Below are 26,760 nucleotides of genomic sequence, written 5' to 3' on the forward strand. Positions count from 1 at the left end.
ACATGACATCAACCACAGCTTAAAGCACCGCTTTGGGGTAAGAGCCCAGCACTTTCAGCGCGACGGCTTCCTGGCTGATTTTCTCGAGCACGCCCTTGACCAGCGGGTCGCGGTGGTGGCCGACGAAATCGATGAAGAACACGTAGGTCCATTTGCCGCTGCGCGACGGACGCGTCTCGATACGGGTCAGGTCAATGCCATTGTCGTGGAACGGCACCAACAGCTCGTGCAGGGCGCCCGGGCGGTTGCTCATGGAGACGATGACCGAGGTCTTGTCGTCGCCGGTGGGCGGCACTTCCTGGCTGCCGATGATCAAGAAGCGCGTGGAGTTGTCCGGGCGGTCCTCGATCTTTTCGGCCAGGCGCTGCAGGTCGTACAGGCTGGCAGCCATGTCGCCGGCAATGGCGGCCGAGTTCCACTCGCCCTTCACGCGCTTGGCGGCTTCGGCGTTGCTGGAGACCGCGATGCGTTCCACGTTCGGGTAGTGCGCGTCCAGCCACTTGCGGCACTGGGCCAGGGACTGGGCGTGAGAGTAGATGCGGGTGATGCTGTCGGTCTTGGTGTTTTCACCGATCAGCAAGTGATGGTGAATACGCAGCTCGACTTCGCCGCAGATAACCATGTCGTGTTCCAGGAAGCTGTCCAGGGTGTGGTTGACCGCGCCCTCGGTGGAGTTCTCCACCGGGACCACGCCAAAGTTCACCGCCCCTGCCACCACTTCACGAAACACTTCGTCGATGGCCGCCATCGGCTTGCTGATCACGGCATGGCCGAAGTGCTTCATGGCCGCCGCCTGGGTGAAGGTGCCTTCAGGGCCCAGGTAAGCGACTTTCAGCGGGTTTTCCAGCGCCAGGCACGAAGACATGACTTCGCGGAACAACCGCGCCATCTCTTCGTTACTCAAAGGCCCCTTGTTGCGCTCCATGACGCGCTTGAGCACCTGGGCTTCACGCTCGGGCCGGTAGAACACCGGCACCTCGCCTTCGGCCAGGGATGCCATCTTCACGCGCGCCACTTCTTCGGCGCAGCGGGCTCGATCACTGATCAGCTCGAGGATTTTCTCGTCGAGGGCGTCGATACGGACCCGCAGGGCCTTGAGTTCCTGGTCGGACATCAGGCGTTTTCCTTCTCGAATTCGGCCATGTAGGCCACCAGCGCTTCAACCGCGTCCAGCCCCAGGGCGTTGTAGATGGAGGCACGCATGCCGCCCACTGAACGGTGGCCTTTGAGGTTGAGCAGGCCACGGGCGTCGGCACCGGCCAGGAAGGCCTTGTCCAGGCGCTCGTCGGCCAGGCGGAACGGTATGTTCATCCACGAACGGGCGTTGTGCGCGATCGGGTTGGTGTAGAAGTCGCTGGCGTCGATAAAACCGTACAAACGGTCTTTTTTCGCGCGGTTGCGGATTTCCATGGCCTGGACGCCGCCCTGCTCCTTGAGCCACTCGAACACCAGGCCCGAGAGGTACCAGGAGTAGGTGGCCGGGGTGTTGTACATCGAGCCGTTGTCGGCCGCCACCTTGTAGTCGAGCATGGTCGGGCAACTGCTGCGAGCGCGGCCCAGCAGGTCTTCGCGGATGATCACCACCACCAGGCCGCTCGGGCCGATGTTCTTCTGGGCACCGGCGTAGATCATGCCGAACTGCGACACGTCGCACGGGCGCGAGAGGATGTCGGAGGACATGTCGACCACCAACGGAACGTCACCGGTCTGCGGTACCCAGTCAAATTCCAGGCCGCCGATGGTTTCGTTGGAGGCGTAGTGAACGTAGGCGGCGCCTTCGGTCAGCTTCCACTCGTTCTGACCTGGGATGGCCAGGTAGTCGTAGGGCTTAGCGCTGGCAGCCACGTTGATGCTGCCGTAGCGACGCGCTTCCTCGATGGCCTTCTTCGACCAGATACCGGTTTCGATATAGTCGGCGGTGCCGTTTTCTGGCAACAGGTTGAGCGGGATCTCGGCAAACTGCTGGCTGGCGCCGCCTTGCAGGAAGAGGATCTTGTAGTTGGACGGCACCGACATCAGGTCGCGCAGGTCTTGCTCGGCCTTTTCGGCAATGGCCATGTAGTCGTCGCTGCGATGGCTCATCTCCATGACGGAGAGGCCTTTGCCACGCCAGTTCAACATCTCGGCCTGGGCGCGCTGCAGAACAGCTTCAGGAAGCGCAGCAGGACCTGCGCAGAAGTTAAAGGCTCGGTTGCTCACATCCACTCTCGCTCTGCTTGAATTCTGTGTTGGTAGTACGTGTTCGCGGACAAATCCGCCCCTGTAGGAGCGGATTTATCCGCGAAACAATCACCGCAATATTACTGAATCACTCCTGCGGCAATTCGTCTTCGCCTGCCACATCGCCATCGCCATCGACCTCTACCGCGTCAACGCTTTGCTCACCCTCTTCGCCTTCCAGCAATTCCTCGCCTTCGACTTCGGACGGCTCTTGCACCCGCTCCAGGCCCACCAGCGTCTCGTCGCTGGCCAGCTTGATCAGGGTCACGCCCTGGGTGTTACGGCCCAGGCTTGACACTTCGCCCACGCGGGTACGCACCAGGGTGCCCTGATCGGAGATCAACATGATCTCTTCGCCGTCCAGCACCTGCACCGCGCCGACCAGGCGGCCGTTGCGGTCGTTGCTGACCATGGCGATCACGCCTTGGCCGCCACGCTTGTACTCGGGGAACTCGCTGATGGCGGTGCGCTTGCCATAACCACGGGCGGAAGCCGTGAGGATCTGGCTGCCTTCTTCCGGGATCAGCATGGAAATCAGCTTTTGCCCTTCTGGCAGGCGCATGCCGCGCACACCGCGGGCGGTACGGCCCATGGCACGCACGTCGGATTCCTTGAAGCGCGTGACCTTGCCACCGTCGGAGAACAGCATCACTTCGCGCTCGCCATCGGTGATGGCGGCCGAGATCAGCACGTCGCCTTCGTCCAGCTCAAGGGCGATCAGGCCCACGCTGCGTTGACGGCTGAAGGATTCCAGCGGGGTCTTCTTCACGGTGCCGTTGGCGGTAGCCATGAAGATGAAGTGGCCTTCGGTGTATTCCTCGACCGGCAGCATGGTGGTGATGTACTCGCCATCGTCCAGCGGCAGCAGGTTGACCAGCGGGCGACCACGGGCGGCACGCGAGGCTTCCGGGATCTCGTAGGTCTTGAGCCAGTACACCTTGCCTTTGCTGGAGAACAGCAGCAGCGTGGTGTGGCTGTTAGCAACCAGCAAGTGGGCGATGTAGTCCTCGTCCTTCACGCCGGTCGCCGACTTGCCCTTGCCGCCACGGCGCTGGGCCTGGTAGGCAGCCAACGGCTGGGTCTTGGCGTAGCCGCCGTGGGAGATGGTCACCACGCGCTCTTCTTCCGGGATCATGTCACCCAGGGTCAGGTCCAGGCGCGCATCGAGGATCTCGGTGCGGCGCACGTCGCCGTATTCGGCGCGGATCAGTTCCAGCTCTTCGCGGATCACTTCCATCAGGCGCTCGGCGCTGCTGAGGATGCGGATCAGTTCGCCGATCTGGTTGAGGATCTCCTGGTACTCGGCCAGTAGCTTCTCGTGCTCAAGGCCGGTCAGGCGGTGCAGGCGCAGCTCAAGGATGGCCTGGGCCTGTTCCGGCGACAGGAAGTACTTGCCGTCACGCAGGCCGTATTGTGGGTCCAGGGTTTCCGGACGGCACGAGTCGGCACCGGCGCGCTCGACCATCGCCACCACGGCGCTGGATTCCCACGGCATGTTGATCAGTGCTTCGCGGGCTTCGGACGGGGTTGGCGAAGCCTTGATCAGGGCGATGACCGGGTCGATGTTGGACAGGGCGACCGCCTGGCCTTCAAGGATGTGGCCGCGCTCGCGGGCCTTGCGCAGTTCGAACACGGTACGGCGGGTAACCACTTCGCGACGGTGGCGAACGAAGGCTTCCAGCAGGTCCTTGAGGTTAAGGATGCGTGGGCGGCCGTCGATCAGGGCCACGACGTTGATGCCGAACACGGCCTGCATCTGGGTCTGGGCGTAGAGGTTGTTGAGGATCACCTCTGGCACTTCGCCACGGCGCAGCTCGATCACGATGCGCATGCCGTCCTTGTCGGACTCGTCGCGCAGCTCGGTGATGCCTTCCAGCTTCTTCTCTTTGACCAGCTCCGCGATCTTCTCGATCAAGCGGGCTTTGTTCAGTTGGTACGGAAGCTCGGTGACCACGATCTGCTGGCGGCCGCCGACCTTGTCGATGTCTTCGACCGTGGAGCGGGCGCGCATGTAGATGCGACCGCGACCGGTGCGGTAGGCCTCGACGATACCGGCGCGGCCGTTGATGATCGCGGCAGTCGGGAAGTCGGGGCCGGGGATGAACTGCATCAGCTCATCGATGGTGATGTCGGCGTTGTCGATCAGCGCCAGGCAACCGTCGATGACTTCACCCAGGTTGTGCGGCGGAATGTTGGTGGCCATGCCCACGGCGATGCCGCTGGAGCCGTTGACCAGCAAGTTGGGGATACGGGTGGGCATGACCGCCGGGATCAGCTCGGTGCCGTCGTAGTTGGGCACCCAGTCGACCGTTTCTTTATGCAGGTCGGCCAGCAGTTCGTGGGCCAGCTTGGTCATGCGCACTTCGGTGTATCGCATGGCCGCGGCGTTGTCGCCGTCCACCGAACCGAAGTTGCCCTGGCCGTCGACCAGCAGGTAGCGCAGCGAGAAAGGCTGGGCCATACGTACGATGGTGTCGTACACCGCGGTATCACCGTGCGGGTGATACTTACCGATCACGTCACCGACCACACGAGCGGATTTCTTGTACGGTTTGTTCCAGTCGTTACCCAGTTCGCTCATTGCGAACAGAACACGGCGATGCACGGGCTTCAAGCCATCACGCGCATCCGGCAGTGCCCGCCCGACGATCACGCTCATCGCGTAGTCAAGGTAGGACTGTTTCAGCTCGTCTTCGATATTGACCGGGAGGATTTCTTTGGCCAGTTCGCCCATGAGAAGCCTGATTCCTTTTTCTGGTGAAACCCCGTCACATCCATATGGGACGAACGAAGCTCGGCGCCGCAGGCGGTTTGCCATGCAGCGACATACGACAAATCAACGAGTTAAACCACGGATCTGCGCAATTGAGGCCGCCCCAACGAGCGACCCTGGAAACCGCCGGATATTACCACAATCGCCGTCAGGGACCTATCCCCTGAAAGCCTGGCAAAACCATTAATCGACGGATGATCGCGCTTGTGGGGGCTTTGAGGGGGTTTTGGCGAAAAATCGGCAATTACACACACTGAAACCCATCGTCACGCTGCAGGCGGCCCGAGAGGTATAAATTCCAACCTCCACTCACTGGAGACAATGGAATGCCTCTATACACTGCGAAAAATCTGCGCCAAGGGCGCTTTTCCGAGCATGGCCGCATTCACCTGGTGACCACGGTAATTCAGCACCGAGAAGCGATTTTCAGGGACTGGCAAACCGCCAGAGGGCTAATCGAGGCGCTAAAGCTCGAACACGACGACGGCATCGCCGAATCGAATGCCTGGGTGATCATGCCAGACCACCTGCATTGGCTGGTGCAGTTGCGGGCAGGCACCCTGGGCGATTTGCTGCGACGGATCAAGGCGCACTCCAGCCACAGCATCAACCGCCACCTGGGCCGCAGCGGACCATTGTGGCAAAAGGGATACCATGATCGGGCCTTGCGAAAGGAAGACGACATTAAAGTTGCCGCGAGATACATCATCGCCAACCCATTGCGTGCCGGGCTGGTAAAACACATCGGGGATTACCCCTTATGGGACGCCAAATGGCTGTAGCAGCGGATTTATCCGCGAAGCAAGCACTGAGGTATGCCTGAGCCTGCGCGGTGGGTTTTTCGCGGATGAATCCGCTCCTACAGGAGGGGTGCAGGTGACAATATAGGGATAAGTAGGAGCGGATTTATCCGCGAAGCAAGCACCGAGGTATGCCTGAGCTTGCGCGGTGGGTTTTTCGCGGATGAATCCGCTCCTACAGGAGGGGTGCAGGTGACAATATAGGGATAAGTAGGAGCGGATTTATCCGCGAAGCAAGCACCGAGGTATGCCTGACCCTGCGCGGTGGTTTTTCGCGGATGAATCCGCTCCTACAGGAGGGTGCAGGTGACAATATAGGGATAAGTAGGAGCGGATTTATCCGCGAAGCAAACACCGAGGTATGCCTGACCCTGCGCGGTGGTTTTTCGCGGATGAATGCGCTCCTACAGGAGGGTGCAGGTGACAATATAGGGATAAGTAGGAGCGGATTTATCCGCGAAGCAAGCACTGAGGTATGCCTGACCCTGCGCGGTGGGTTTTTCGCGGATGAATCCGCTCCTACAGGAGGGTGCAGGTGACAATATACGGATAAGTAGGAGCGGATTTATCCGCGAAGCAAGCACTGAGGTATGCCTGACCCTGCGCGGTGGGTTTTTCGCAGATGAATCCGCTCCTACAGGAGGGTGCAGGTGACAATATACGGATAAGTAGGAGCGGATTTATCCGCGAAGCAAGCACTGAGGTATGCCTGACCCTGCGCGGTGGGTTTTTCGCGGATGAATCCGCTCCTACAGGAGGGTGCAGGTGACAATATACGGATAAGTAGGAGCGGATTTATCCGCGAAGCAAGCACTGAGGTATGCCTGAGCCTGCGCGGTGGGTTTTTCGCAGATGAATCCGCTCCTACAGGAGGGTGCAGGTGACAATATACGGATAAGTAGGAGCGGATTTATCCGCGAAGCAAGCACTGAGGTATGCCTGACCCTGCGCGGTGGGTTTTTCGCGGATGAATCCGCTCCTACAGGAGGGTGCAGGTGACAATATAGGCATATGTAGGAGCGGATTTATCCGCGAAGCAAGCACCGAGTCCTGCACTACTTCAAAGCGGGCGGTCAAGAAACAACAAGCGTGCTGCTAGCGCTGCCATCACTGCAGCAAAACCATAAGTTCCCAGACGCGTGGAGATCCCGCCGCTGCCCAGTTTCCCTCTTAGCTGGCCGGCACACATCCCAAGTACGGTATGGAAGATGAGCGCGATCACCGCGAGCAGCGTTCCAAGGAACATTAATTGGAGGCTAACATCGCCATTTGTTGCGCTGACGAATTGAGGCAGGAATACCATAAAGAATAAAAGAGCCTTAGGATTCAATAGGCTGTTGAGGGTGGCTTGAGCGAAGATCTTCCACAGGGAAGCCAACTGAGGTTGAGTGTTTTGAGGCACCGCTGGCGTTTTTAAAGCTTGCCAGGCGATCCATATGAGATAAAACGCCCCGGCTAAGCGCAGTAGTTCAAATGCTGGTGCCCAGCTCATTACCATTGCGCCAATACCTGCGCTGACCAAAGCGGTCATTAGCACGTCAGAAAAGGAAATCCCAAGAGCGGCAGCGAAGCCCGCACGTCGACCATGGGCCAACGCATGGCTCGTCACAAAAGCCATGTTCGGGCCCGGGACGATCAACAGGAGTATGGCGGCGCCAACGAACAGATAGAGATTGGCTGCATCAGGCATGGGCATCACTCCGTAGGATTGAGCGACGACGGTAAGTGAACTATTGATATTGGGGTAGCTACAGTCAGAGCCAATCTAATAACAACAGTCGACTTCCAGGGAGCGAGCTACGCCTGAGCCTGCGCGGTGGGTTTTTCGCGGGTGAATCCGCTCCTACAGTTAGTGCAACCGCTTGCGGCACATCAACAATGCCATTTTGGCGGTATCGGGGCGCTCCACGATGCCTTTTTCGGTCACGATCGCATCGATCAGGTCGGCAGGGGTCACGTCGAACACTGGGTTGAAGGCCTCAACATCCGCCCCTACCCGCTTGCCGCCGATTTCCAGCAATTCACTGCCGTCGCGCTCTTCGATCGGGATCTCTTCGCCGCTGGCCAGGCTCATGTCGATGGTGGAGCTGGGCGCCACGACCATGAAGCGCACGCCATGGTGCATGGCGGTGACGGCCAATTGATAAGTGCCGATTTTGTTGGCCACATCGCCGTTGGCGGTGATGCGGTCGGCGCCGACGATGACCCAGGTGATGCCCTTGGTCTTCATCAGGTGCGCGGCGGCCGAGTCTGCGTTGACGGTGACTGGAATGCCTTCGTTGGCCAACTCCCAGGCCGTCAGGCGCGAGCCCTGCAGCCAAGGGCGGGTTTCGTCGGCGTAAACACGCTCGACCATGCCTTCGAGCCAGGCGCCACGAATCACCCCCAGCGCCGTGCCGAAGCCGCCGGTGGCCAAGGCACCGGTGTTGCAGTGGGTCAGCAGGGCCTGCACGTTGCCCTGGTGCTTGCGAATCAGGTCCACGCCCAATTGCGCCATGGTCAGGTTGGCTTCGCGATCGCTTTCATGGATGGCGATGGCTTCTGCCTCCAAGGCTGCCAACGCGTCATCGGCTGGCTTGAGGCGGTCCAGGCGTTCGCGCAGGCGGTTCAAGGCCCAGAACAGGTTGACGGCCGTGGGGCGCGAGCCGGCCAGTACGCTGAAGTCGGCCTCCAGCGCCGCCTTCCAGTCACCGCCGGCTGCGAAACGTTTGCGCGCGGCCAACACCAAACCATAGGCCGCGCTGATACCGATGGCCGGCGCACCGCGCACCACCATCTGTTTGATCGCTTGTGCCACGCCAGCGGCATCGGTATAGGCCAGCCAGGTTTCTTCAAAAGGCAGAGCGCGCTGATCGAGCAGGTACAGGGCGCCATCACGCCAATCAATGGCTTTTACTTTTTCCGCCGCCAGCAGTCGATCGCGCATGCCCTTCCCCAAACTCTGTATCAAAAGCGGTCGATTATAGCGAGCCCCCGGCCAAGACGCTCGGGTATACTTCGCCATCACCGTTCAAAAGCACCGGATACCAGCCATGCCCAACCGCGCCGCGCCTCTCGACCTTTTGCTCCTGCCGACCTGGCTGGTGCCTGTCGAACCGGCCGGGGTGATACTCAAGGAGCACGCGCTGGGCATCCGTGACGGCATCATCGCCTATATCGGCCCACGCGAGGCTGCCTTGCGCCTTGAGTGCACCGAGGTGCGCGAATTGCCAGGCGTCTTGCTCAGCCCCGGCCTAATCAACGCCCACGGCCATGCCGCGATGACCCTGTTCCGCGGCCTGGCCGACGATCTGCCGCTGATGACCTGGCTGGAAAACCATATCTGGCCGGCCGAAGCGCGCTGGGTGACCGAGGCGTTCGTGCGCGACGGCACGGACCTGGCCATTGCCGAACAGCTCAAGGGCGGCATCACCTGTTTCTCGGACATGTACTTCTACCCCGACGCGGCCGCCGAGCGCGTGCACGAAAGCGGCATGCGCGCACAAATCACCGTGCCGGTACTGGACTTCCCGATCCCTGGCGCCCGCGACGCCGACGAAGCGCTGCACAAGGGCGTTGAGCTGTACAACGACTTGCGCCACCACCCGCGCATTGCCATCGCCTTCGGCCCGCACGCCCCTTATACCGTGGGCGACGAGAACCTGGAAAAAATCCGCGTGTTGGCCGACGAACTGGATGCGGCCATCCACATGCACGTGCACGAAACCGCCTTCGAGGTGCAACAAGCCGTCGAACAGACCGCCGAGCGGCCGCTGCAACGCCTGGCGCGCTTGGGCTTGCTGGGCCCGCGGTTCCAGGCCGTGCACATGACCCAGATCAGCGACGACGACCTGGCGTTGCTGGTGGAAACCAACACCAGCGTGGTGCACTGCCCCGAGTCCAACCTGAAGCTGGCCAGTGGTTTTTGCCCAGTCGAGCGCCTGTGGCAGGCCGGGGTCAACGTCGCCGTGGGTACCGATGGCGCCGCCAGCAACAACGACCTGGACTTGCTGGGCGAAACCCGCACCGCAGCCTTGCTGGCCAAGGCCGTGGCCGGTTCCGCCACCGCCCTGGATGCCCATCGCGCCCTGCGCATGGCCACCTTGAACGGCGCCCGGGCGCTGGGCCTGGAAGCCTGTGTCGGCTCACTGGAACTGGGCAAGGCGGCCGACATCACCGCCTTCGACCTGTCCGGCCTTGCCCAGCAACCGATCTACGACCCGGTGTCGCAATTGATCTACGCCACCGGCCGCGACTGCGTGCAGCACGTGTGGGTGGCCGGCAAGCAGTTGCTCGACAACCGCACCCTGACCCGCATGAACGAAGCCGACCTGATCGCCCGAGCCCAAGCCTGGGGCCAGCGCATTGGCGGCACGAACGAATAATCCATCCGGCTGGGGGTCCAATGCCCATCCAGCCGGCCAGAACCCCGATTTGCAAAGCTTAGAGGACACCCCATGAGCAACGTCGACCACGCTGAAATCGCTAAATTCGAAGCCCTGGCCCACCGCTGGTGGGACCGCGAGAGCGAGTTCAAACCCCTGCACGACATCAACCCGTTGCGCGTCAACTGGATCGATGAGCGCGCCAAGCTCGCCGGCAAAAAGGTGCTGGACGTGGGCTGCGGCGGCGGCATCCTCAGTGAAGCAATGGCCCAGCGCGGCGCCACGGTGACCGGGATCGACATGGGCGAGGCGCCGCTGGCCGTCGCCCAACTGCACCAACTGGAATCTGGCGTGCAGGTCGAGTACCGGCAGATCACCGCCGAGGCCCTGGCCGAAGAAATGCCCGAGCAGTTCGACGTGATCACCTGCCTGGAAATGCTCGAGCACGTGCCCGACCCTTCCTCGGTCATTCGTGCTTGCTACCGCATGGTCAAGCCAGGCGGCCAGGTGTTCTTCTCCACCATCAACCGCAACCCCAAGTCGTACCTGTTCGCGATCATCGGTGCCGAGTACATCCTCAAGCTGATGCCGCGCGGTACCCACGACTTCAAGAAATTCATCCGTCCCTCCGAATTGGGCGCCTGGAGCCGTTCGGCCGGCCTGCAGGTCAAGGACATCATCGGGCTGACCTACAACCCGCTGACCAAGCACTATAAATTGGGCAGCGATGTAGACGTCAACTACATGATCCAGACCCTTCGCGAGGAATAAGCATGCGCTTGAGAGCAGTTCTTTTCGACATGGACGGCACCCTGCTCGACACGGCGCCGGACTTCGTCGCCATCTGCCAGGCCATGCTCGCCGAACGCGGGCTGCCGGCGATCGATGAGCAACTGATTCGCGACGTCATCTCCGGGGGCGCCAAGGCGATGGTCTCGGCCACCTTTGCCATGCCTGCCCAAGCGCCTGGGTTCGAGGAATTGCGCCTGGAGTTCCTGGACCGCTACCAGGACAACTGCGCGGTACACAGCAAGTTGTACGAGGGCATGGCCGAGTTGCTGGACGACATCGAGAAGGCCAACCTGGTGTGGGGCGTGGTGACCAACAAGCCACTGCGCTTCGCCGAGCCGATCATGCAGCAACTGGGCCTGGCCGAGCGCTCGGCGCTGCTGATTTGCCCCGACCACGTGAAAAACAGCAAGCCCGACCCCGAACCGTTGATCCTGGCGTGCAAGATGCTCGACCTGGACCCGGCCAGCGTGCTGTTCGTGGGCGATGACCTGCGCGACATCGAGTCGGGCCGCGACGCGGGCACCCGCACGGCGGCGGTGCGCTACGGGTATATCCACCCAGAGGACAACCCCAACAACTGGGGCGCCGACGTGGTGGTGGATCAGCCGCTGGATTTGCGCAAGGTGCTGGATTCGGCGCTGTGCGGGTGTTGAGCTGATAGTTTTGCAGCGCTTGGTTCGTGAATAAATCCACCTCAATTCCACGAGGCCTGAACATGTTCGACTACACCGCTCGCCCCGACCTGCTCGCCGGCCGGGTCATCCTGGTCACTGGTGCCGGGCGTGGCATCGGTGCCGCCGCGGCAAAAACCTTTGCCGCCCATGGCGCCACGGTATTGCTGCTGGGCAAGACCGAAGCCAACCTGACCGAAGTCTATGACCAGATCGAAGCGGCCGGGCACCCACAGCCGGCGGTGATTCCGTTCAACCTGGAAACCGCCCTGCCCCACCAGTACGATGAACTGGCGGCCATGCTGGAAAACGAGTTCGGGCGCATCGACGGCCTGCTGCACAACGCCTCGATCATTGGCCCGCGCACGCCGCTGGAGCAACTTTCCGGCGAGCACTTCATGCGCGTGATGCACATCAACGTCAACGCGATGTTCATGCTCACCAGCACGCTGCTGCCGCTGCTCAAATTGTCCCAGGACGGGTCGGTGGTGTTCACCTCCAGCAGCGTCGGGCGCAAGGGCCGGGCCTACTGGGGTGCCTATGGGGTGTCGAAGTTCGCCACCGAAGGCCTGATGCAAACCTTGGCCGACGAACTGGACGGCGTGGCCCCGGTGCGCGCCAACAGCATCAACCCGGGCGCTACCCGCACCAGCATGCGTGCCCAGGCCTACCCGGCCGAGGCACCGGAAACCAACCCGCTGCCCGAAGCGATCATGCCGGTGTACCTGTACCTGATGGGGCCGGACAGCACCGGCATCAACGGCCAGGCGTTCAACGCCCAGTAACTCAGTGTTGCGAAGCTGCCGCCGCCGCGACCACTGCGCGCGGGCGGCTGTTGCTGCGCAGGCCCTGCTCCAGCTCCATGCAGCGCTCCAGAAACAGGAACATGTAGTCGTAGCTCTTGCAAATGGCCCGGCGCAGTTCGGCCTGCAAGGCCAGGGTCGGCGAGTTGCCGGCCAGGGTGCAGATGATTTCCAGCGCCTCCCAAGGGTGCGCATCATCGTACTGGGCATGCATGCGCAACCACTTCATCGCCCGCTTGCGCCCCTCTTCCGGGAACGCCTCGGCATACTTGCCGGTGGAGCAGACCAACGCCGACCACTCGCCGGTGGCGCCTTCGATGGCGTAGTTGGTGGCCGCCACGGCAATGATCAACGGGTCGGCGGAACTGGTTTGCCAGCACCAATGGCTCAAGGCCTGCAACTCTGCCGGCACATCCTGCGCCTGCAAGTCGTCCAGGCTCACGCCGTGGGCATTGCACCAGTGCACCCAATAATCGGCATGGTTGAGCTCCACGCGAATATTACGCATCAGCCAGCGCCGGGCCATGTCTTCGCCTGGGTGGCGAGCAAACCGGGTCTTGGTCAGGTTTTGCGCCATGTACAGGGCAAACTGCTCCACCACCGGCCAACCACCCACCAGGTACTGGCGCATGGTTTTGGGGCTCAGGCTGCCATCGCGCAGGTTGCGGTACAGCTCATGCTCCACCACTCGACGCTTGCTTTCGCTGCAGTCGCGAAGCAATTGCTGGGCCCAGCCTGGGTAGCTCGTCGGCTCCATGAGCGGACCGGTCCGGGTAAACGCCTCGATCACTGCCTGACTCCTTGTTATTAGTGATAGTCAAGCCTGCACCCTTAACGAAAGGTGCCAGGCGCCTTGAACAGCAATGGGCGTGAGCGACCTTCGCGACGTTGCAGGCTGTCACAGGTGAACACCTGTGGACGTTCTATCAGATATCCCTGTGCGTAATCCACTCCGATTTCCAACAAAGCCTGCTCGATCAGCGGCGTTTCGACGAATTCGGCGATAGTTTGCTTACCCATCACATGGCCGATGTGGTTGATCACCTCGACCATGGCGCGGTTGACCGGGTCGTCGAGCATGTCCTTGACGAAACTGCCGTCGATCTTCAAGTAGTCCACCGGCAAGTGCTTGAGGTAGGCGAACGAGGACATACCGGCGCAGAAGTCGTCCAAAGAAAACTTGCAGCCCAAACTCTTCAGCTCGTTGATAAAACGGATGGCGCTGCCCAGGTTGGAAATTGCCGCGGTCTCGGTGATCTCGAAGCAGATCAACTGCGGCGCGATGGCAAAGCGCTGGAACTGCTCGCGCAGGTAACCAAGGAACTCGTCGTCGCCGATGCTGATGCCCGACAAGTTGATCGCGCACATGGCCAGTGGCCCCTTGGGGGCTTCGTTCATGCACTGTTGGATGACCTTGAAAACGTTATGCACCACCCAGCGGTCCAGCGCGGTCATCAAGCCGTAGCGCTCGGCCGCCGGAATGAAGCTTTCCGGCAGGATCACCCGGCCGCTTTCATCGTGCAGGCGCAGCAGGATCTCGATGTGCCCACCCTGGTTATCGCTGCGGCCCAGCGCGGCGATTTCCTGGGCGTACAAGCAAAAGCGGTTTTCCTCCAGTGCCATGTGCAAACGCTGCACCCAGGCCATTTCGCCGAAGCGCATGGACAGTTCGGTGTCGTCGGCGTGGTACACCTGCACGCGGTTACGGCCTTTTTCCTTGGCCATGTAGCAGGCCATGTCGGCTGCACGCAGTGACGATTCCAGGGTGGTCGGGGCCTGGGTGATGTGTACCAGGCCAATACTGATGGTGGTGACGAAGGGCCGCCCCTTCCACACGAAATGCAGGTTCTGCACGGTCTGGCGCAGGGTTTCGGCGATTTTCTCTGCGACCTCGGGCGGGCAGTTCTCCAGCAGGATGCCAAATTCGTCGCCACCCAGCCGCGCCAGGGTGTCGCCCTCGCGCAGGCCGGACTGCAGCAAGGTGCAAATATGCCGCAGCAACTCGTCCCCGGCGGCATGCCCGCAGGTATCGTTGACCAGTTTGAACTGGTCCAGGTCCAGGAACATCAGCGAGTGGCGGCCCTGTTGCCGGGCCAGGCTGGCCAGGGTCAGCTCCAGGCGGTATTCGAACTCGCGACGGTTGGCCAGGCCCGTCAAGGCGTCATGTGTGGCCTGCCAGGACAGGTTGGCAATGTACTGGCGCTCTTGGGTCATGTCGTGCAATACCAGCACCGTGCCGCTGATCTTGCCATCGGTGAAGATCGGCGCCCCCACCAGGGTGACCGACACGGTGCTGCCGTCCAGGCGCTGGATCAGCTTGGCATGCTCGCTGCCGCCCTTGAGCTCACCGCCCAGGATGTGCTCGATCAGGGTAAAGCTGTCTTTCTCGGCGTTTTCATCCAGCAGGTTGAACAACGCCGCCAGCGGCAAGCCATTGGCCTGCTGGGCATTCCAGTGGGTGAGCTGTTCGGCGGCCGGGTTCATGTAGGCGATGGCACCGTCGACGTCGGTGGTAATGACCCCATCGCCGATCGACGCCAGGGTGACCTGGGCGCGTTCTTTTTCCACCTGCAGGGCGGTGGCGAACGCATGCCGCTGCGACAACAGCCGCGCCGTCAGCCACAGTGCCAAGGCGATCAGCAGTAGTGCGGTGCCCAGGTTGATCGATACCAACAGGCGCAACAGGAAACGCGAGCCCTCGCCCAACGAGTCGCTGAACGCTTTGGCAGCGGGCGTGACACCGTCGTTGATCGCCTGGATCTGCGCTTTCCAGCGTTCGATGTCTTCGGCGTTGGCCTTGCCACTGGAAATGCCTTGATGCATTTGCTGGGCGACCGAGTCGAGTTGCACCAGGTAGCCGTCACCGACCGTCCAGCGCTCGATGGCCCGCTCCAGGTAACTGAAGTGGCGAAAATTAAGGTACAGCCAGATGATGCTGTTGACGTCGTCGGGGTGGTTGCCACCCTGCAACAGGCCTTTGCGCGCGGCGACCAGATCTGGCTCGGGCTGGTCCAGGGCAATGCGCAGGTCATGCCCGCCTTGCGGCACGGCGATCACCTCAATGTATTTTTTGAAGGCGCGCTCGTCGCGGCTGTCGGCGTACTGGCTGAGGTAGTAAATGGCGTCTTTCTGGCCCTTGGACCACAGGCTTTCGCCGGCCACGTAACCACGCACGGCCGACAGGGCATAAAGGCTGATGCACCCCAGCAATGCCTGGAACAGGACGACGGCGATGAAAGGCCAGACGATGCCCAATAACCGTGGCGTTTCGAGAGTCCGATTTTGCTTCATGAGGTCCCTTGCATCAGCAGCGCCAGACAACCACCCGCGTAAAAACCTGCTCGCATCAGCACAGACTAGGCTAATTTCGAGAAGTACAAAGGGTGCCCGTTTACAGGCATGACTTTTTATTCAGCGCCGCACTTTACAGGCCTATCCAAATGGATAGCTAGAGTTGATTCAAATCTGCTGCAAATGACCATAGAGCCTGGCGTAAAGGCCCCCGTCGGCGATCAGTTGTTGATGATCCCCGTCTTCTGCAATGCGCCCACCGTCGAACACCAACACCCGATCGGCCTGCTTAACCGCAGACAGGCGATGGGCAATGATCAGCGTAGTTCGCCCCTGCAGAAAACGCGCAAGCGCTTGATGCAAATTGTATTCGGTGGCCGCGTCGAGCGCCGAAGTGGCCTCGTCGAGGATCACCACCTTGGGCTCGGCCAACACCATGCGGGCAATCGCCAGGCGCTGGCGCTGCCCGCCCGATAGCCTTACGCCCGAGCGCCCGACCACGCTGTCCAGGCCCTGGGGCAAGGCGCGGATGGTGGCGTCGAGCTGGGCGATGGCCAAGGCATCCCAGCAGGCCTGGTCGCTGCGCTCGCGGCCCATGGACAGGTTGGCGCGCACGGTGTCGTTGAACAGCGACGGGTGCTGCAGCACCACCGCGACGTTTTCACGCAAGGTGTCCAGGCCGATTTCCTGTTGGGTGGAGCCACCGAATCGGATGCTGCCCTGCTCGGCGGTGTACAGCCCCAACAACAGTTGCACCAGGGTGCTTTTGCCGCCGCCACTGGCACCGACGATGGCAACCTTTTCACCCGGGGCGATGGACAGGTTCAACTGGTCGAGCACACGCTCCTCGCCATAGCCGAAACTCAAGTCGTGCACCTGGATGCCCACGGTATCGCGATTCTTGAATGGGTCCACCCCACCCGGGTATTGCGGCTCGTCGGCCCGGGCCAGCAGTTCATTGAGCCGGGTCAACGCCCCGCCTGCAGCGTAATAGGCGTACTGCAGGTTGAGCAGTTGCTCAACCGGGCCGATCATGAACCACAGGTAGCTGAACACCGCGAGCATCTGGCCGATGGACAGGCCGGAGAACAGCACGGTCAGCATCGCTGCGGCGCGGAAGATGTCGATGCCAAATTGAAACAGCAAGCCACTGGCACGCCCGCTGGCATCGCTCTTCCACTGCGAGGCCACGGCATAGTCGCGCACCTCGCGGGCACGCAGGCCCAGACGCCCGAGAAAAAAGCCCTGGCGATTGCTGGCGCGCACTTCCTGGATGGCCTCCAGGGTTTCGGTCAAGGCCTGGGTAAAGCGTGAGGTGCTATCGTTTTCCAGCTTTTTGAGGTGCTTGACCCGCTTGCCCAACTGCACGGTCGCAAAGATCACCAAAGGGTTGAACAGCAAGATCAGCAATGCCAGCTTCCAATGCATCCACATCAGAATGCTGGCGGTGCCAACCAGGGTCAGCACGGCCACCAGGAACTTGCTCAGGGTTTCCCCGACGAACTTGTCCAGGGTGTCCAGGTCGGTGACCAAATGCGTGGTCACGGTGCCGCTGCCCAGGCTTTCGTACTCACTCAGGGAGATGCGCTTGAGCCGCTCGATCAGGCGGATACGCAGGCGATAGACGATGTCTTTGGCCAGCCCGGCAAACAGCCGCGCCTGCACCACGTTGAACAGCAACGCACCGCAGCGCAGGACGAAGGTCACCAGCAGCATCAGGCCGATGTAACCGGCGGCCACTTGGGCACCCGGCGGCAGCACGTGGTTCATGAACTTGAGCGCGGTGTCGCCATGGCCCAGCAGCACTTCGTCGACCAGCAAGGGCAGCAGCAACGGGATCGGCACGCTGCACAGGGTGGCCAGCAGCGCCACGCCGTTGGCGACCCACAGGGATTTGCGGTGCCGCAGGGCCAGTTGCCGAATGTGCGCCCAACTCAAGCGGTCTGGCTGTACCGGCTCCGGGCGCAGTTGAAGGTCCGTGGGGCCGGGTAAATCAAGCATGGGCCGCCCGCTCGAGCCAGCGATGCAGCAAGGGGGCCAGCGCGTCGAGGGGCTGGTAGCCGTTGGTCAACAGCGCCAATTGGCCGTTGCGCTCGGCAAGCAGCGTTGGGAACCCGGCGATGCCCAGGTCCTGCACCCAACTGAAATCAGCCGCGGTGGCTTGCTCCACGTCAGCGCTGTGGAACGCTTGCGCGAATTCGATACGGGGGATGCCGGCGGCTTCGGCCAGTTCCGCCAGCGTCGGTACCTGGGTCACGTCGCGGCCTTGGGTATAGAACGCTTTCTGGATCAATTCGACCAACGCCCCAACGGCGCTCGGGTCGAGCGCCCGGGCGGCGACCACGGCCCGGCAAGCGGGCTCGGTGTCATAGACAAAACCATCGGGCAAAGCCCCTTGCAGCGTGAACGGCTGGCCGGTGGCCTCGGTGACCGCCTGCCAGTGTTCCAGGATGTAGCTGCGCTTGGTGGGGTCCAATGCCGCACCGCTGCCGGTGCGCAAACCGCCCACTACCCAGTGGGTTTGCACGCCTGCCGCGCGCGCCTGCTCGATCAAGGCCTTGGCCACTGGTGCAAACCCCCAGCACCAGGAGCACATCGGGTCCATCACGTAGATCAGGCGGGCGGCATTGGGCATGGCTTAGACCTCGGCAGCTTTGCGGTAATTATGGCCTATGGGGTGCGGTTGGTTGCGTGCCTTGGCCAATTCAATTTGTTTTTGGCGGTCGATGGCGCTCTTGCGGGTTTTCTCGCTCAGGCTGTCCCAGCAATGCGGGCAGCTGATGCCGGCCACGTAATGCTCGGATTGGCGGTCCTGGACGCTGATGGGCGTGCGGCAAGCGTGGCATTGATCGTAATCGCCTTCGCTCAGGTCATGGCGCACGGTGACGCGGTTGTCGAACACGAAGCAGTCGCCCTGCCACTTGCTTTGCTCCTGCGGCACTTCTTCCAGGTACTTGAGAATGCCACCCTTGAGGTGGAATACCTCGCCGTAGCCTTCGCTGAGCATGTAGCTGCTGGCTTTTTCGCAACGGATGCCGCCGGTGCAGAACATCGCGACCTTTTTGTGCACGGCCGGGTTGAAGTTGGCCTTGATGTAATCCGGGAACTCGCGAAACGAGGTGGTCTTGGGGTCGATCGCCCCTTGGAAGGTGCCGATGGACACTTCGTAGTCGTTACGGGTGTCGATCAGCAACACCTCGGGATCATTGATCAGCGCGTTCCAGTCCTGGGGCTCGACGTAGGTACCCACCTTGCGGCTGGGGTCTACGCCGGGCACGCCGAGGGTGACGATTTCTTTCTTGAGCTTGACCTTGGTCCGATAGAACGGCTGCTCGTCGCAGTAGGACTCTTTGTGGTCGATGTCGTCCATGCGCGCATCGTTCTTGAGCCAGGCAAGCAAGCCGTCGATGCCTTCGCGGCTACCAGAGACGGTACCGTTGATGCCTTCTTCGGCGATCAACAGGGTGCCTTTGATGTCGTTGTCGACCATGGCCTGCAACAGGGGCTCGCGCAGGGCGACGTAATCTTCAAGGGTGACGAACTTATACAGTGCCGCCACGACGATTTTCTGAGTCATGGATAAAACGCTCCAGGTGGTCGACCTCGCAAAGGACGGACCGGATTAAATAAACTTCATAAAAAAACGCGCCAACGGAGTGATCCGCTGGCGCGTCGGGATTTTAGCAAAATCCGCAGGCCTTTTGTTGCCGCAGGTCAATGACCGCCGGCACAGGTGGGGGACGCAGGCGCCGCCCCGACCTTAACCCACTCCTCTGGCGTGTAGGTGTGCAGCGCCAGGGCATGGAACTGCCCCATCAGCTCACCCAGAGTGGCGTAGACCTTTTGATGGCGCTTCACGCTGTTGAGGCCGGCGAATTGTTCGCTGACCAGAATGGCCTTGAAGTGCGTTTCCAGGCCCCGGCTGTGCATGTGGCTCTCATCAAGCACTTGCAAATGCTGGGGTGCGAGGGCCACCAGGGCCCCCTCGATACGTTGTTGCATGGGCATGAACGGCTCCGCTTACGGCTTTTTGGCCGGCGCAGCTGGGGTGGCGGCAGGTTTGGCCGGCGCCAGCTCGTTGGTCATGTCAGCCAACAGTTTGTTGACCACAGGCACCGCGCTTTCCAGCTTTTGCTGGGTGATCTGGGCGGATTGCTGGGTCACGGACGGCATTTTCTCCAGGACTTTCTTGCCCAGTGGCGACTGGTAGAACTTGACCAGGTCCTTGAGCTCCTGCTCGGTGAAGGTGTCGGTGTACAGCTTGACCATGTCCGGCTTGAGCTTCGGCCAGCCAATGGCCTGGTCCAGGGCGGCGTTGGCCTTGGCCTGGTAGGTTTCAAGCAGGGCGCGCTTGGAGTCAGGCGCCTTGGTTTGCTCGAAGCGCTGGGCGAACATCTGCTGCACTTGCATGTAGACAGGGGTACCCAGCTTGTCGGCGTGCGCCATCATCAGGAAGCTTTCGGCACTGGCGTTATGGCTGGCGGTATCGGCGAGCACCGAGCCGCTGGCGCAAACCAGAGCAACCGCGGTACAGAGGGCACGAAGACGGGTCATCGAGTTTCCTTAATTTGCAGGCGAGGTAAAACCCCAGAATCGATCATTCTGCGCCCAAGGACGCATTTCGCTCAACCCCGGGCTACGGACGGCACATGAAACCGGTTGAACCCACGCACGCAAACGCGGCCTAAACTGCGGAACCGGACCTTTATAAAGGAGTGTGAGCAGCATGAGCCGTATTGAAACTGACAGCCTCGGGCAGGTCGAAGTTCCTGAAGAGGCCTATTGGGGCGCCCAGACGCAGCGCTCCCTGATCAACTTCGCCATCGGTAACGAACGCATGCCACTGCCCGTGCTGCATGCCCTGGCGCTGATCAAGAAGGCTGCCGCACGGGTCAATGACCGCAACGGCGACCTGCCTGCCGACATCGCCCGGCTGATCGAACAGGCCGCCGACGAAGTGCTGCACGGTCAATTGGATGACCAATTCCCGCTGGTGGTATGGCAAACCGGCAGTGGCACCCAAAGCAACATGAACGCCAACGAGGTGATCGCCGGGCGCGCCAACGAATTGGCCGGCAAGGGCCGCGGCGGCAAATCGCCGGTGCACCCCAACGATCACGTGAACCGCTCGCAAAGCTCCAATGATTGCTTCCCCACCGCCATGAGCATTGCCACCGCGCAGGCCGTGCAGAGCAAATTGCTGCCGGCCATCGCCGAATTGTCGGCGGGGCTTGCCGAACTGTCGGCGCGCCACACGCACCTGGTCAAGACGGGCCGTACCCACATGATGGACGCCACGCCCATCACCTTCGGCCAGGAAGTCTCGGCCTATGTCGCACAGCTGGACTATGCCCAGCGGGCCATCCGTGCAGCACTGCCCGCAGTGTGCGAGCTGGCCCAGGGCGGCACGGCGGTGGGCACCGGGTTGAATGCACCCCATGGGTTTTCCGAGGCGATCGCCGCTGAACTGGCAGCGTTATCCGGCCTTCCGTTTATAACAGCGCCAAACAAGTTTGCCGCCCTGGCTGGCCATGAGCCCCTGGTGACCCTGGCCGGCGCCTTGAAAACCCTGGCCGTGGCCCTGATGAAACTGGCCAACGATTTGCGCCTGCTGGGCTCCGGCCCCCGTGCAGGCCTGGCCGAAATCAAGTTGCCGGCCAACGAGCCCGGCAGCTCGATCATGCCCGGCAAGGTCAACCCCACCCAATGCGAAGCATTGAGCATGCTGGCCTGCCAGGTACTGGGCAACGACGTGACCATCGGCTTTGCCGCCAGCCAAGGCCACTTGCAGTTGAACGTGTACAAACCGGTGATTATTCACAACCTGCTGCAATCAATCACTTTGCTTGCAGACGGCTGCAGCAACTTCCAGGCGCACTGCGTGGCGGGCCTCGTGCCAGATCCCCAGCAAATGGCCGATCACCTGGAACGGGGTTTGATGCTGGTGACGGCGCTCAACCCACACATTGGCTATGACAAATCGGCCGAAATCGCCAAGAAAGCCTATGGCGAAGGCACGACCCTGCGCGAAGCGGCGCTTTCGCTGGGCTACCTGACGGACGAGGAGTTCGATAAGTGGGTTCGGCCGCAGGACATGCTGGGGGTCGGCAAGAACGGCTAGGCCTTTTGCCATTGATCGGCGCGGAACCTCTCCAACTCCGCGCTGGACTAACCTTTATGGCAAAAGGATTAATCCATTCTGGAGAGCAGCAATGTTCGGCAAACGCGCGCAAGATCAAGCCCCCAGCACCCACTTTCGAAGTGACCGGGTAACCCGCGAGAACGGGCTGTTCTTTTTCGTGACCCGGGAACGCACCCAGGAAGGGCCGTATGACAGCCGGGAAGAGGCTGAGCGTGGGTGCGATCAGTATGTGGAGCGCATGCGCAAACGGGCTTGAATGGCGGCGCCTTGATCGCAGGCAAATCCGTCCCTACAGGGACGGGTTGATCCGCGAAAATGGCCCTGCACGGTTACTGCGCGTGCAAACGCCCCAACCCCGGCGGCACGCCGTTGCCGTCGGTAGATTGCCAAGGCCCGTTCGGGCTGGTCGACCAGCTCCAGCCGCCGTCCCAACGGTAGTAGGTACGTTGGCGGTAATACACATCTTCCTGGGTTTCCAGCACGTACACCCCTAACCGCGGGTCCCAATGGCTTGCACCGCCCGGCGGCGGCGCGAAGCTGGCAGAGGTGCGCGGCATTGGCTTGGCGGCAGGCGTGGCCGGGGCGCTGGGCTTGGTGCTTGGCACCGGGGCCGGTACGGGCACCGGCAGTGGCTCGATGGTCGGCCCGGACGGCGCGGCAGGCCGATGGCTGGTACAGGCGCTCAGGGCCACCACCAGGCTCAATAGGGAAAGGCGTACCAAGGTTTTCATGGTTGTGAGTCCGGGCTGTCGATGGTCAGGTTTTGCTGCGCAGTGGTGCTGCTGGCCAGTGGCTGGCTGCGGCCGATCCACTCGCCCTTGGTCGGCTGGCCGGCACGGGAGATGCGCGCAACCAGTTGGACTTCAGGAAAGTTGGACAGTTTCATTTGCGGCATCATGGCGTCGGCATCGGCCAGCTGCACGTCCGCCGGAAGGTCGGCGACAGTCATGCGCTTTACCGCTAGCGGCATGGGTGGGCCGCTGGCGGCGCGGGCGAACACGAACACGCTATCGCCCGGCTGCACCTTGGACTTGAGGTCGGCCCCCAGGGCTACCCGCACTTTCATCAGCGCCGTAGCCGCGGCGGGCTTTTGCGCAAGCGCGCCACCACCGGCCACCAGCTTGTCGGCAGCGCGCTTGATGCCGCCTTCAAGTGCCGCGCGCGACGGGTCATCGGCCGGCAATACCGCCAACAGACGCTGCCAATAATCCACCGCTTCCTGATAGCGCTCACCCTCGAATGCAGCGATGCCGCGCAGGCCCAGGCTGGTGACCTCCTTGGGATCGCCTTGCAAGGCTTCGTCGGTCAGCGACTGCAGCTGCGGGCTCCATTTTTTGTCGCCGGCAAAATACAGCGCCTGGGCCCACTGGCCGAGCACTTCGGGTTGGCGGCCGGCCAGCTTGACGGTGCGCTCGAACAACTGCGCAGCGTCTGCCGGGCGGTTTTGCGACATGTAGGTGCGGCCCAGGAAGAACAACCCTTCTGCCGAGTCCGGTTGGGCCGCCACGGCACGTTCGAGGCGCTGGGTCATGTCGGCCATGGAAGTGGGCGGCTTGGCAAACTCGGTGGTCAGCTCCACCTTGTCCAACGCGCCGTAGTGCAGGTAAAGGCCCAGGGCCAGGACCGGCACCAGCACGGCGGCCACTATCGGCAACGGTTTGCCCAACCGCGAAACCCGGGCACCGTCGGCACCCTCGGTGTCGGCCAGCAGTTCACGAGCCGCTTCGGCCTTGCCAGTGTCCAGTTGGGCGGCGTTCAACACGCCCTCTTCCACCTGGCCTTGCAACTCGGCAATGCGCTCCTGATACAGCGCGACGTTCAAGGCGGTACGGTCTTCTTCCTGTTGGGCACGGCGGCCGCGCAGCACAGGGATCAGCAGAAAGCTCAGGGCAACCAGCAACAGCAACCCCGCAGCGAGCCAGAATTCAATCATGGGCGGTCTTTATCCAGCAAGTTGGCGAGGCGCGCACGCTCATCGGTAGAAAGGTCGGCCGGGGCATCTGCCGCCTGGCCCTTGCGGCGGCGCACGATCACGCCGATCACCACCAGCCCGCCCAGCAGCAGGGCGCCGGGGCCGAACCACAGCAGCCAGGTGCGGGCGCTTAGCGCCGGCTTGTAGCGCACGAACTCACCGTAGCGGTCCACCATGAAGTCGACGATCTGCGGGTTGCTCTTGCCCTCGCCCAGCATGCGGAAGATTTCCCGGCGCAGGTCGGCGGCAATCGGTGCGTTAGAGTCGGCGATGTCCTGGTTCTGGCACTTGGGGCAGCGCAGTTCCTGGGTCAGTTGACGGTAGCGATCCCGTTCGGCGTCGTCCTTGAACTGATAGGTGTCGATGGCCGCATGGGCCACCCCCACCAGGCTCAGGCTTAAACACGCCGCGCTCAACCAACGCTTCATGGCCGCGCCTCATCCACCAGGCCCTGGTACAGCCCGGCCAGTTGCTCACGCCACACCGTCTGGTCGATCACGCCCACGTGCTTGTAGCGGATTACGCCCTTGGCATCGATGAGGAAGGTTTCCGGGGCGCCGTACACGCCCAGGTTCAGGCCCAGGCTGCCCTGCTCGTCGTTGATGTTGAGGGCATAGGGGTTGTGGAAGTCTTGCAGCCATTTCAGGGCGGCGGCGTTGTCATCCTTGTAATTGACCCCGTAGATGACCACGCCCTGCTGGGCCAGTTGGGTCAGCACCGGGTGCTCGACCCGGCAGGAAATGCACCAGGTGCCCCACACGTTGACCAGCGCGGGCTTGCCGATCAGGTCGGCCTGGGTCATGGGCTTGCCGTCCTGCACGGCGGGCAGGCTGAAGGCCGGGAACGGCTTGCCGATCATCGCCGACGGCAACTCGGACGGGTCCAGGTACAGCCCGCGATAGAGGAATACCGCCACCAGCAGAAACAGCGCCAGTGGCACCAACAGAATCCAACGCTTCATGCACCCGCTCCACTCAAGCCCAACACATCCCGCACCTTGGCGCGTACCTTGACCCGATAACGCCGGTCCAGCGCGGCCAACAAACCACCCAGGCCGGTGAGCAGGCCGCCGAACCAGATCCAGCGCACAAACGGCTTGATGTGCACGCGCACTGCCCACGCACCGTTGTCCAGCGGCTCGCCCAGGGCAACGTACAGGTCACGGGTGAAGCCTGCGTCGATGCCAGCTTCGGTCATCATCGACTGCTGCACCGTGTACAGGCGTTTTTCTGGGTGCAGCACGGTCACTTCCTGGCCGTCTTTGCTGACGCGAATGGTGCCGCGATCGGAGGTAAAGTTCGGCCCCTGGTAATGCTGCGCGCCGTCGAAAATGAAGTGGTAACCGCCCAGGTCCATTGCCTCGCCGGGCGCCATGCGCAGGTCGCGCTGGGCGCTGTTGCTGCTCGACAGCACCACGCCCATGGCACACACGGCAATGCCCAGGTGCGCCACCTGCATGCCCCAGTAGCTGCGCGTCAGCGCCCGCACGCCCTTGGCCAGGCCCTTGTGGCGAGTCTTGTCGAAAATATCCCGCACCCCGGCCAACAGCACCCAGGCGGCCAGGGCAAACACGGTCAGCACTTGCCAGTCGAAATCATCGATCAACAGCCCGCCGATGGGCGCCAGCACCACAGCACCGATCAGCACCGGGGTGAGCATGCCGCGTAGCCATTGCACCGGGGTGTCTTTCCAGCGCACCAGCACGCCCACCGCCATCACCACCATCAACAGGCCCATCAACGGCACGAACAGTGCGTTGAAATACGGCGGGCCGACCGACAGCTTGGCCCCGCTGATGGCATCCAGCGCCAACGGGTACAGGGTGCCGAGCAAGATCATCGAGGCGGCTACTACCAGCACCAGGTTGTTGCCCAGCAGCAGGGTTTCGCGCGACCAGAGGTTAAAGCCCACGTGGCTCTTGACCACCGGGGCGCGCAAGGCGAACAGGGTGAGCGAGCCGCCCACCACGAACAGCAAGAAGATCAGGATGAACACGCCGCGCGCAGGGTCCGAGGCGAAGGCATGCACCGACGTCAGCACCCCGGAGCGCACCAGGAAGGTACCCAGCAGGCTCAGGGAAAAGGCGGCGATGGCCAACAACACCGTCCAGCTTTTGAACACGCCGCGCTTCTCGGTCACGGCCAAGGAATGGATCAGCGCGGTGCCCACCAGCCAGGGCATGAACGAGGCGTTTTCGACCGGGTCCCAGAACCACCAGCCACCCCAGCCAAGCTCGTAGTACGCCCACCACGAACCCAAGGTGATGCCGATGCCCAGGAAGCTCCAGGCAACGATGGTCCACGGCCGCGACCAGCGCGCCCAGGCCGCGTCCAACCGCCCGCCCAGCAGGGCGGCGATGGCGAAGGCGAAGGCCACCGAAAAACCCACGTAGCCCATGTATAGCATGGGCGGGTGAATGATCAGGCCAGGGTCTTGCAGCAACGGGTTGAGGTCGGCGCCGTTGCTGGGCACCTGCGGCAAGATCCGCGCGAAGGGGTTGGAGGTCAGGATCAAGAACAGCAGGAAGCCGGTGCTGATCATGCCCATCACCGCCAGCACCCGCGCCAGCATCACTTGCGGCAACTGGCGGGAGAAGATCGACACGGCGAAGGTCCAGCCACCGAGGATCAGCGCCCACAGCAGCAGCGAGCCTTCGTGGGCACCCCACACCGCGCTGAACTTGTAGTACCAGGGCAAGGCGCTGTTGGAGTTGTTGGCCACGTAGCCGACAGAAAAGTCGTCGGTCATGAAGCTGTAGGTCAGGCTGCCAAAGGCAAACAACAAAAAGGCGAACTGGCCCCAGGCGGCCGGCTGCGCCAGGCTCATCCACAGGCGGTCGCCGCGCCAGGCGCCCAGCAGCGGCACGCTGGCCTGGACCAGGGCAAAGCACAGCGCAAGGATCATCGCCAAGTGGCCGAGTTCAGGAACCATC

24 protein-coding genes are annotated in these 26,760 nt (G+C 62.1%); 7 read left to right on the forward strand and 17 right to left on the reverse strand.

All coding sequences use genetic code 11. The annotated features are described in order from the left end of the window. Positions 1-19 precede the first annotated feature (19 nt). From pheA to gyrA, 3 genes are all read right to left on the reverse strand, one after another. A complete protein-coding gene (pheA, locus tag L9B60_RS04635) occupies positions 20-1,114 on the reverse strand; it encodes a prephenate dehydratase (RefSeq protein ID WP_249676789.1) in 1,095 nt (364 codons plus the stop codon). Beyond that, a complete protein-coding gene (gene serC, locus L9B60_RS04640) occupies positions 1,114-2,199 on the reverse strand; it encodes a 3-phosphoserine/phosphohydroxythreonine transaminase (protein ID WP_249676792.1) in 1,086 nt (361 codons plus the stop codon). Before serC ends, pheA begins: the two co-directional genes overlap by 1 nt. Positions 2,200-2,308: 109 nt before the next feature. Further along, a complete protein-coding gene (gene gyrA / locus L9B60_RS04645; RefSeq protein ID WP_249676795.1) occupies positions 2,309-4,954 on the reverse strand; it encodes a DNA gyrase subunit A in 2,646 nt (881 codons plus the stop codon). Between the two features lie 365 nt (positions 4,955-5,319). Here gyrA and L9B60_RS04650 point away from each other — a divergent pair, with 365 nt between their 5' ends. Next, entirely contained in the window at positions 5,320-5,775 is a 456-nt protein-coding gene (locus L9B60_RS04650) for an REP-associated tyrosine transposase (RefSeq protein WP_249676797.1), read from the forward strand. Positions 5,776-6,853: 1,078 nt separating this feature from the next. On the opposite strand, the gene L9B60_RS04655 is transcribed toward L9B60_RS04650, so the two are convergent. Then, positions 6,854-7,483: a LysE family translocator gene (locus L9B60_RS04655; protein WP_249676799.1), complete on the reverse strand. Its 630-nt coding sequence runs from the start codon at positions 7,481-7,483 to the stop codon at positions 6,854-6,856. Positions 7,484-7,642: 159 nt separating this feature from the next. After that, positions 7,643-8,719 carry an S-methyl-5-thioribose-1-phosphate isomerase gene (gene mtnA, locus L9B60_RS04660; RefSeq protein ID WP_249676800.1) on the reverse strand — a complete coding sequence of 359 codons (1,077 nt, stop codon included), beginning with the start codon at positions 8,717-8,719 and terminating at the stop codon, positions 7,643-7,645. Between the two features lie 106 nt (positions 8,720-8,825). Between mtnA and L9B60_RS04665 the strand changes: the two genes are divergently transcribed. The 4 genes from L9B60_RS04665 (at position 8,826) to L9B60_RS04680 (ending at position 12,405) form a co-directional block, all read left to right on the forward strand. Further along, positions 8,826-10,157, forward strand: a complete 1,332-nt coding sequence (locus tag L9B60_RS04665) for a TRZ/ATZ family hydrolase (RefSeq protein ID WP_249676802.1) — start codon at positions 8,826-8,828, stop codon at positions 10,155-10,157. A 72-nt stretch (positions 10,158-10,229) separates the two neighbouring features. Next, entirely contained in the window at positions 10,230-10,928 is a 699-nt protein-coding gene (gene ubiG / locus L9B60_RS04670) for a bifunctional 2-polyprenyl-6-hydroxyphenol methylase/3-demethylubiquinol 3-O-methyltransferase UbiG (protein ID WP_249676804.1), read from the forward strand. Positions 10,929-10,930: 2 nt separating this feature from the next. Beyond that, positions 10,931-11,602, forward strand: a complete 672-nt coding sequence (gene mupP / locus L9B60_RS04675; protein ID WP_249676806.1) for an N-acetylmuramic acid 6-phosphate phosphatase MupP — start codon at positions 10,931-10,933, stop codon at positions 11,600-11,602. A 62-nt stretch (positions 11,603-11,664) separates the two neighbouring features. Continuing rightward, positions 11,665-12,405: a YciK family oxidoreductase gene (locus L9B60_RS04680; RefSeq protein ID WP_249676808.1), complete on the forward strand. Its 741-nt coding sequence runs from the start codon at positions 11,665-11,667 to the stop codon at positions 12,403-12,405. Between the two features lies 1 nt (position 12,406). On the opposite strand, the gene L9B60_RS04685 is transcribed toward L9B60_RS04680, so the two are convergent. From L9B60_RS04685 to L9B60_RS04715, 7 genes are all read right to left on the reverse strand, one after another. Beyond that, on the reverse strand, positions 12,407-13,213 hold the full coding sequence (locus L9B60_RS04685) for an iron-containing redox enzyme family protein (RefSeq protein ID WP_249676810.1): 807 nt from the start codon (positions 13,211-13,213) through the stop codon (positions 12,407-12,409). A gap of 41 nt (positions 13,214-13,254) precedes the next feature. Then, positions 13,255-15,714 carry an EAL domain-containing protein gene (locus L9B60_RS04690; RefSeq protein WP_249676812.1) on the reverse strand — a complete coding sequence of 820 codons (2,460 nt, stop codon included), beginning with the start codon at positions 15,712-15,714 and terminating at the stop codon, positions 13,255-13,257. 168 nt (positions 15,715-15,882) lie between these two features. Further along, positions 15,883-17,715, reverse strand: a complete 1,833-nt coding sequence (locus L9B60_RS04695; RefSeq protein ID WP_249676813.1) for an ABC transporter ATP-binding protein — start codon at positions 17,713-17,715, stop codon at positions 15,883-15,885. Continuing rightward, a complete protein-coding gene (locus L9B60_RS04700; RefSeq protein WP_249676816.1) occupies positions 17,708-18,349 on the reverse strand; it encodes a DsbA family protein in 642 nt (213 codons plus the stop codon). Before L9B60_RS04700 ends, L9B60_RS04695 begins: the two co-directional genes overlap by 8 nt. A 3-nt stretch (positions 18,350-18,352) precedes the next feature. Further along, complete coding sequence (gene trhO / locus L9B60_RS04705; RefSeq protein ID WP_249676817.1) at positions 18,353-19,291, reverse strand: oxygen-dependent tRNA uridine(34) hydroxylase TrhO; 939 nt, start codon at positions 19,289-19,291, stop codon at positions 18,353-18,355. A 137-nt stretch (positions 19,292-19,428) separates the two neighbouring features. Beyond that, a complete protein-coding gene (locus L9B60_RS04710) occupies positions 19,429-19,722 on the reverse strand; it encodes a BolA family protein (RefSeq protein WP_249676819.1) in 294 nt (97 codons plus the stop codon). Positions 19,723-19,734: 12 nt separating this feature from the next. Then, positions 19,735-20,268 (reverse strand): DUF2059 domain-containing protein, encoded by a 534-nt coding sequence (locus L9B60_RS04715; protein ID WP_249676822.1) that lies wholly within the window; start codon positions 20,266-20,268, stop codon positions 19,735-19,737. A gap of 172 nt (positions 20,269-20,440) precedes the next feature. On the opposite strand from L9B60_RS04715, the gene L9B60_RS04720 reads away from it, so the two are divergent. After that, entirely contained in the window at positions 20,441-21,835 is a 1,395-nt protein-coding gene (locus tag L9B60_RS04720; RefSeq protein WP_249676823.1) for a class II fumarate hydratase, read from the forward strand. Positions 21,836-21,926: 91 nt separating this feature from the next. Then, complete coding sequence (locus L9B60_RS04725; protein WP_249676826.1) at positions 21,927-22,112, forward strand: DUF6316 family protein; 186 nt, start codon at positions 21,927-21,929, stop codon at positions 22,110-22,112. Between the two features lie 73 nt (positions 22,113-22,185). Here the strand turns inward: L9B60_RS04725 and L9B60_RS04730 are convergent, their stop codons facing one another. Genes L9B60_RS04730 through L9B60_RS04750 form a run of 5 tightly spaced genes read right to left on the reverse strand, consistent with a single transcriptional unit; the run spans position 22,186 to position 26,759 of the window. After that, complete coding sequence (locus L9B60_RS04730) at positions 22,186-22,587, reverse strand: hypothetical protein (protein WP_249676827.1); 402 nt, start codon at positions 22,585-22,587, stop codon at positions 22,186-22,188. Then, positions 22,584-23,789 (reverse strand): c-type cytochrome biogenesis protein CcmI, encoded by a 1,206-nt coding sequence (gene ccmI / locus L9B60_RS04735; RefSeq protein WP_249676829.1) that lies wholly within the window; start codon positions 23,787-23,789, stop codon positions 22,584-22,586. Before ccmI ends, L9B60_RS04730 begins: the two co-directional genes overlap by 4 nt. Continuing rightward, entirely contained in the window at positions 23,786-24,256 is a 471-nt protein-coding gene (locus tag L9B60_RS04740) for a cytochrome c-type biogenesis protein (protein ID WP_249676832.1), read from the reverse strand. The genes ccmI and L9B60_RS04740 overlap by 4 nt, the downstream gene beginning before the upstream one ends. Continuing rightward, positions 24,253-24,789 (reverse strand): DsbE family thiol:disulfide interchange protein, encoded by a 537-nt coding sequence (locus tag L9B60_RS04745; protein ID WP_249676834.1) that lies wholly within the window; start codon positions 24,787-24,789, stop codon positions 24,253-24,255. Before L9B60_RS04745 ends, L9B60_RS04740 begins: the two co-directional genes overlap by 4 nt. Continuing rightward, on the reverse strand, positions 24,786-26,759 hold the full coding sequence (locus tag L9B60_RS04750; protein ID WP_249679656.1) for a heme lyase CcmF/NrfE family subunit: 1,974 nt from the start codon (positions 26,757-26,759) through the stop codon (positions 24,786-24,788). Before L9B60_RS04750 ends, L9B60_RS04745 begins: the two co-directional genes overlap by 4 nt. Position 26,760 lies beyond the last annotated feature (1 nt).

This window comes from Pseudomonas abieticivorans (genome assembly GCF_023509015.1).
Taxonomy (GTDB): domain Bacteria; phylum Pseudomonadota; class Gammaproteobacteria; order Pseudomonadales; family Pseudomonadaceae; genus Aquipseudomonas; species Aquipseudomonas abieticivorans.

Bases quoted from the DNA above. Each gene is read 5' to 3' on its own strand.
- pheA (WP_249676789.1), bottom strand. From the start codon at position 1,114: ATGTCCGACCAGGAACTCAAGGCCCTGCGGGTCCGTATCGACGCCCTC.
- gyrA (WP_249676795.1), bottom strand. From the start codon at position 4,954: ATGGGCGAACTGGCCAAAGAAATCCTCCCGGTCAATATCGAAGACGAG.
- L9B60_RS04650 (WP_249676797.1), top strand. From the start codon at position 5,320: ATGCCTCTATACACTGCGAAAAATCTGCGCCAAGGGCGCTTTTCCGAG.
- L9B60_RS04655 (WP_249676799.1), bottom strand. From the start codon at position 7,483: ATGCCTGATGCAGCCAATCTCTATCTGTTCGTTGGCGCCGCCATACTC.
- mtnA (WP_249676800.1), bottom strand. From the start codon at position 8,719: ATGCGCGATCGACTGCTGGCGGCGGAAAAAGTAAAAGCCATTGATTGG.
- L9B60_RS04665 (WP_249676802.1), top strand. From the start codon at position 8,826: ATGCCCAACCGCGCCGCGCCTCTCGACCTTTTGCTCCTGCCGACCTGG.
- ubiG (WP_249676804.1), top strand. From the start codon at position 10,230: ATGAGCAACGTCGACCACGCTGAAATCGCTAAATTCGAAGCCCTGGCC.
- mupP (WP_249676806.1), top strand. From the start codon at position 10,931: ATGCGCTTGAGAGCAGTTCTTTTCGACATGGACGGCACCCTGCTCGAC.
- L9B60_RS04680 (WP_249676808.1), top strand. From the start codon at position 11,665: ATGTTCGACTACACCGCTCGCCCCGACCTGCTCGCCGGCCGGGTCATC.
- L9B60_RS04690 (WP_249676812.1), bottom strand. From the start codon at position 15,714: ATGAAGCAAAATCGGACTCTCGAAACGCCACGGTTATTGGGCATCGTC.
- L9B60_RS04695 (WP_249676813.1), bottom strand. From the start codon at position 17,715: ATGCTTGATTTACCCGGCCCCACGGACCTTCAACTGCGCCCGGAGCCG.
- L9B60_RS04700 (WP_249676816.1), bottom strand. From the start codon at position 18,349: ATGCCCAATGCCGCCCGCCTGATCTACGTGATGGACCCGATGTGCTCC.
- trhO (WP_249676817.1), bottom strand. From the start codon at position 19,291: ATGACTCAGAAAATCGTCGTGGCGGCACTGTATAAGTTCGTCACCCTT.
- L9B60_RS04710 (WP_249676819.1), bottom strand. From the start codon at position 19,722: ATGCCCATGCAACAACGTATCGAGGGGGCCCTGGTGGCCCTCGCACCC.
- L9B60_RS04715 (WP_249676822.1), bottom strand. From the start codon at position 20,268: ATGACCCGTCTTCGTGCCCTCTGTACCGCGGTTGCTCTGGTTTGCGCC.
- L9B60_RS04720 (WP_249676823.1), top strand. From the start codon at position 20,441: ATGAGCCGTATTGAAACTGACAGCCTCGGGCAGGTCGAAGTTCCTGAA.
- L9B60_RS04725 (WP_249676826.1), top strand. From the start codon at position 21,927: ATGTTCGGCAAACGCGCGCAAGATCAAGCCCCCAGCACCCACTTTCGA.
- L9B60_RS04730 (WP_249676827.1), bottom strand. From the start codon at position 22,587: ATGAAAACCTTGGTACGCCTTTCCCTATTGAGCCTGGTGGTGGCCCTG.
- ccmI (WP_249676829.1), bottom strand. From the start codon at position 23,789: ATGATTGAATTCTGGCTCGCTGCGGGGTTGCTGTTGCTGGTTGCCCTG.
- L9B60_RS04740 (WP_249676832.1), bottom strand. From the start codon at position 24,256: ATGAAGCGTTGGTTGAGCGCGGCGTGTTTAAGCCTGAGCCTGGTGGGG.
- L9B60_RS04745 (WP_249676834.1), bottom strand. From the start codon at position 24,789: ATGAAGCGTTGGATTCTGTTGGTGCCACTGGCGCTGTTTCTGCTGGTG.
- L9B60_RS04750 (WP_249679656.1), bottom strand. From the start codon at position 26,759: ATGGTTCCTGAACTCGGCCACTTGGCGATGATCCTTGCGCTGTGCTTT.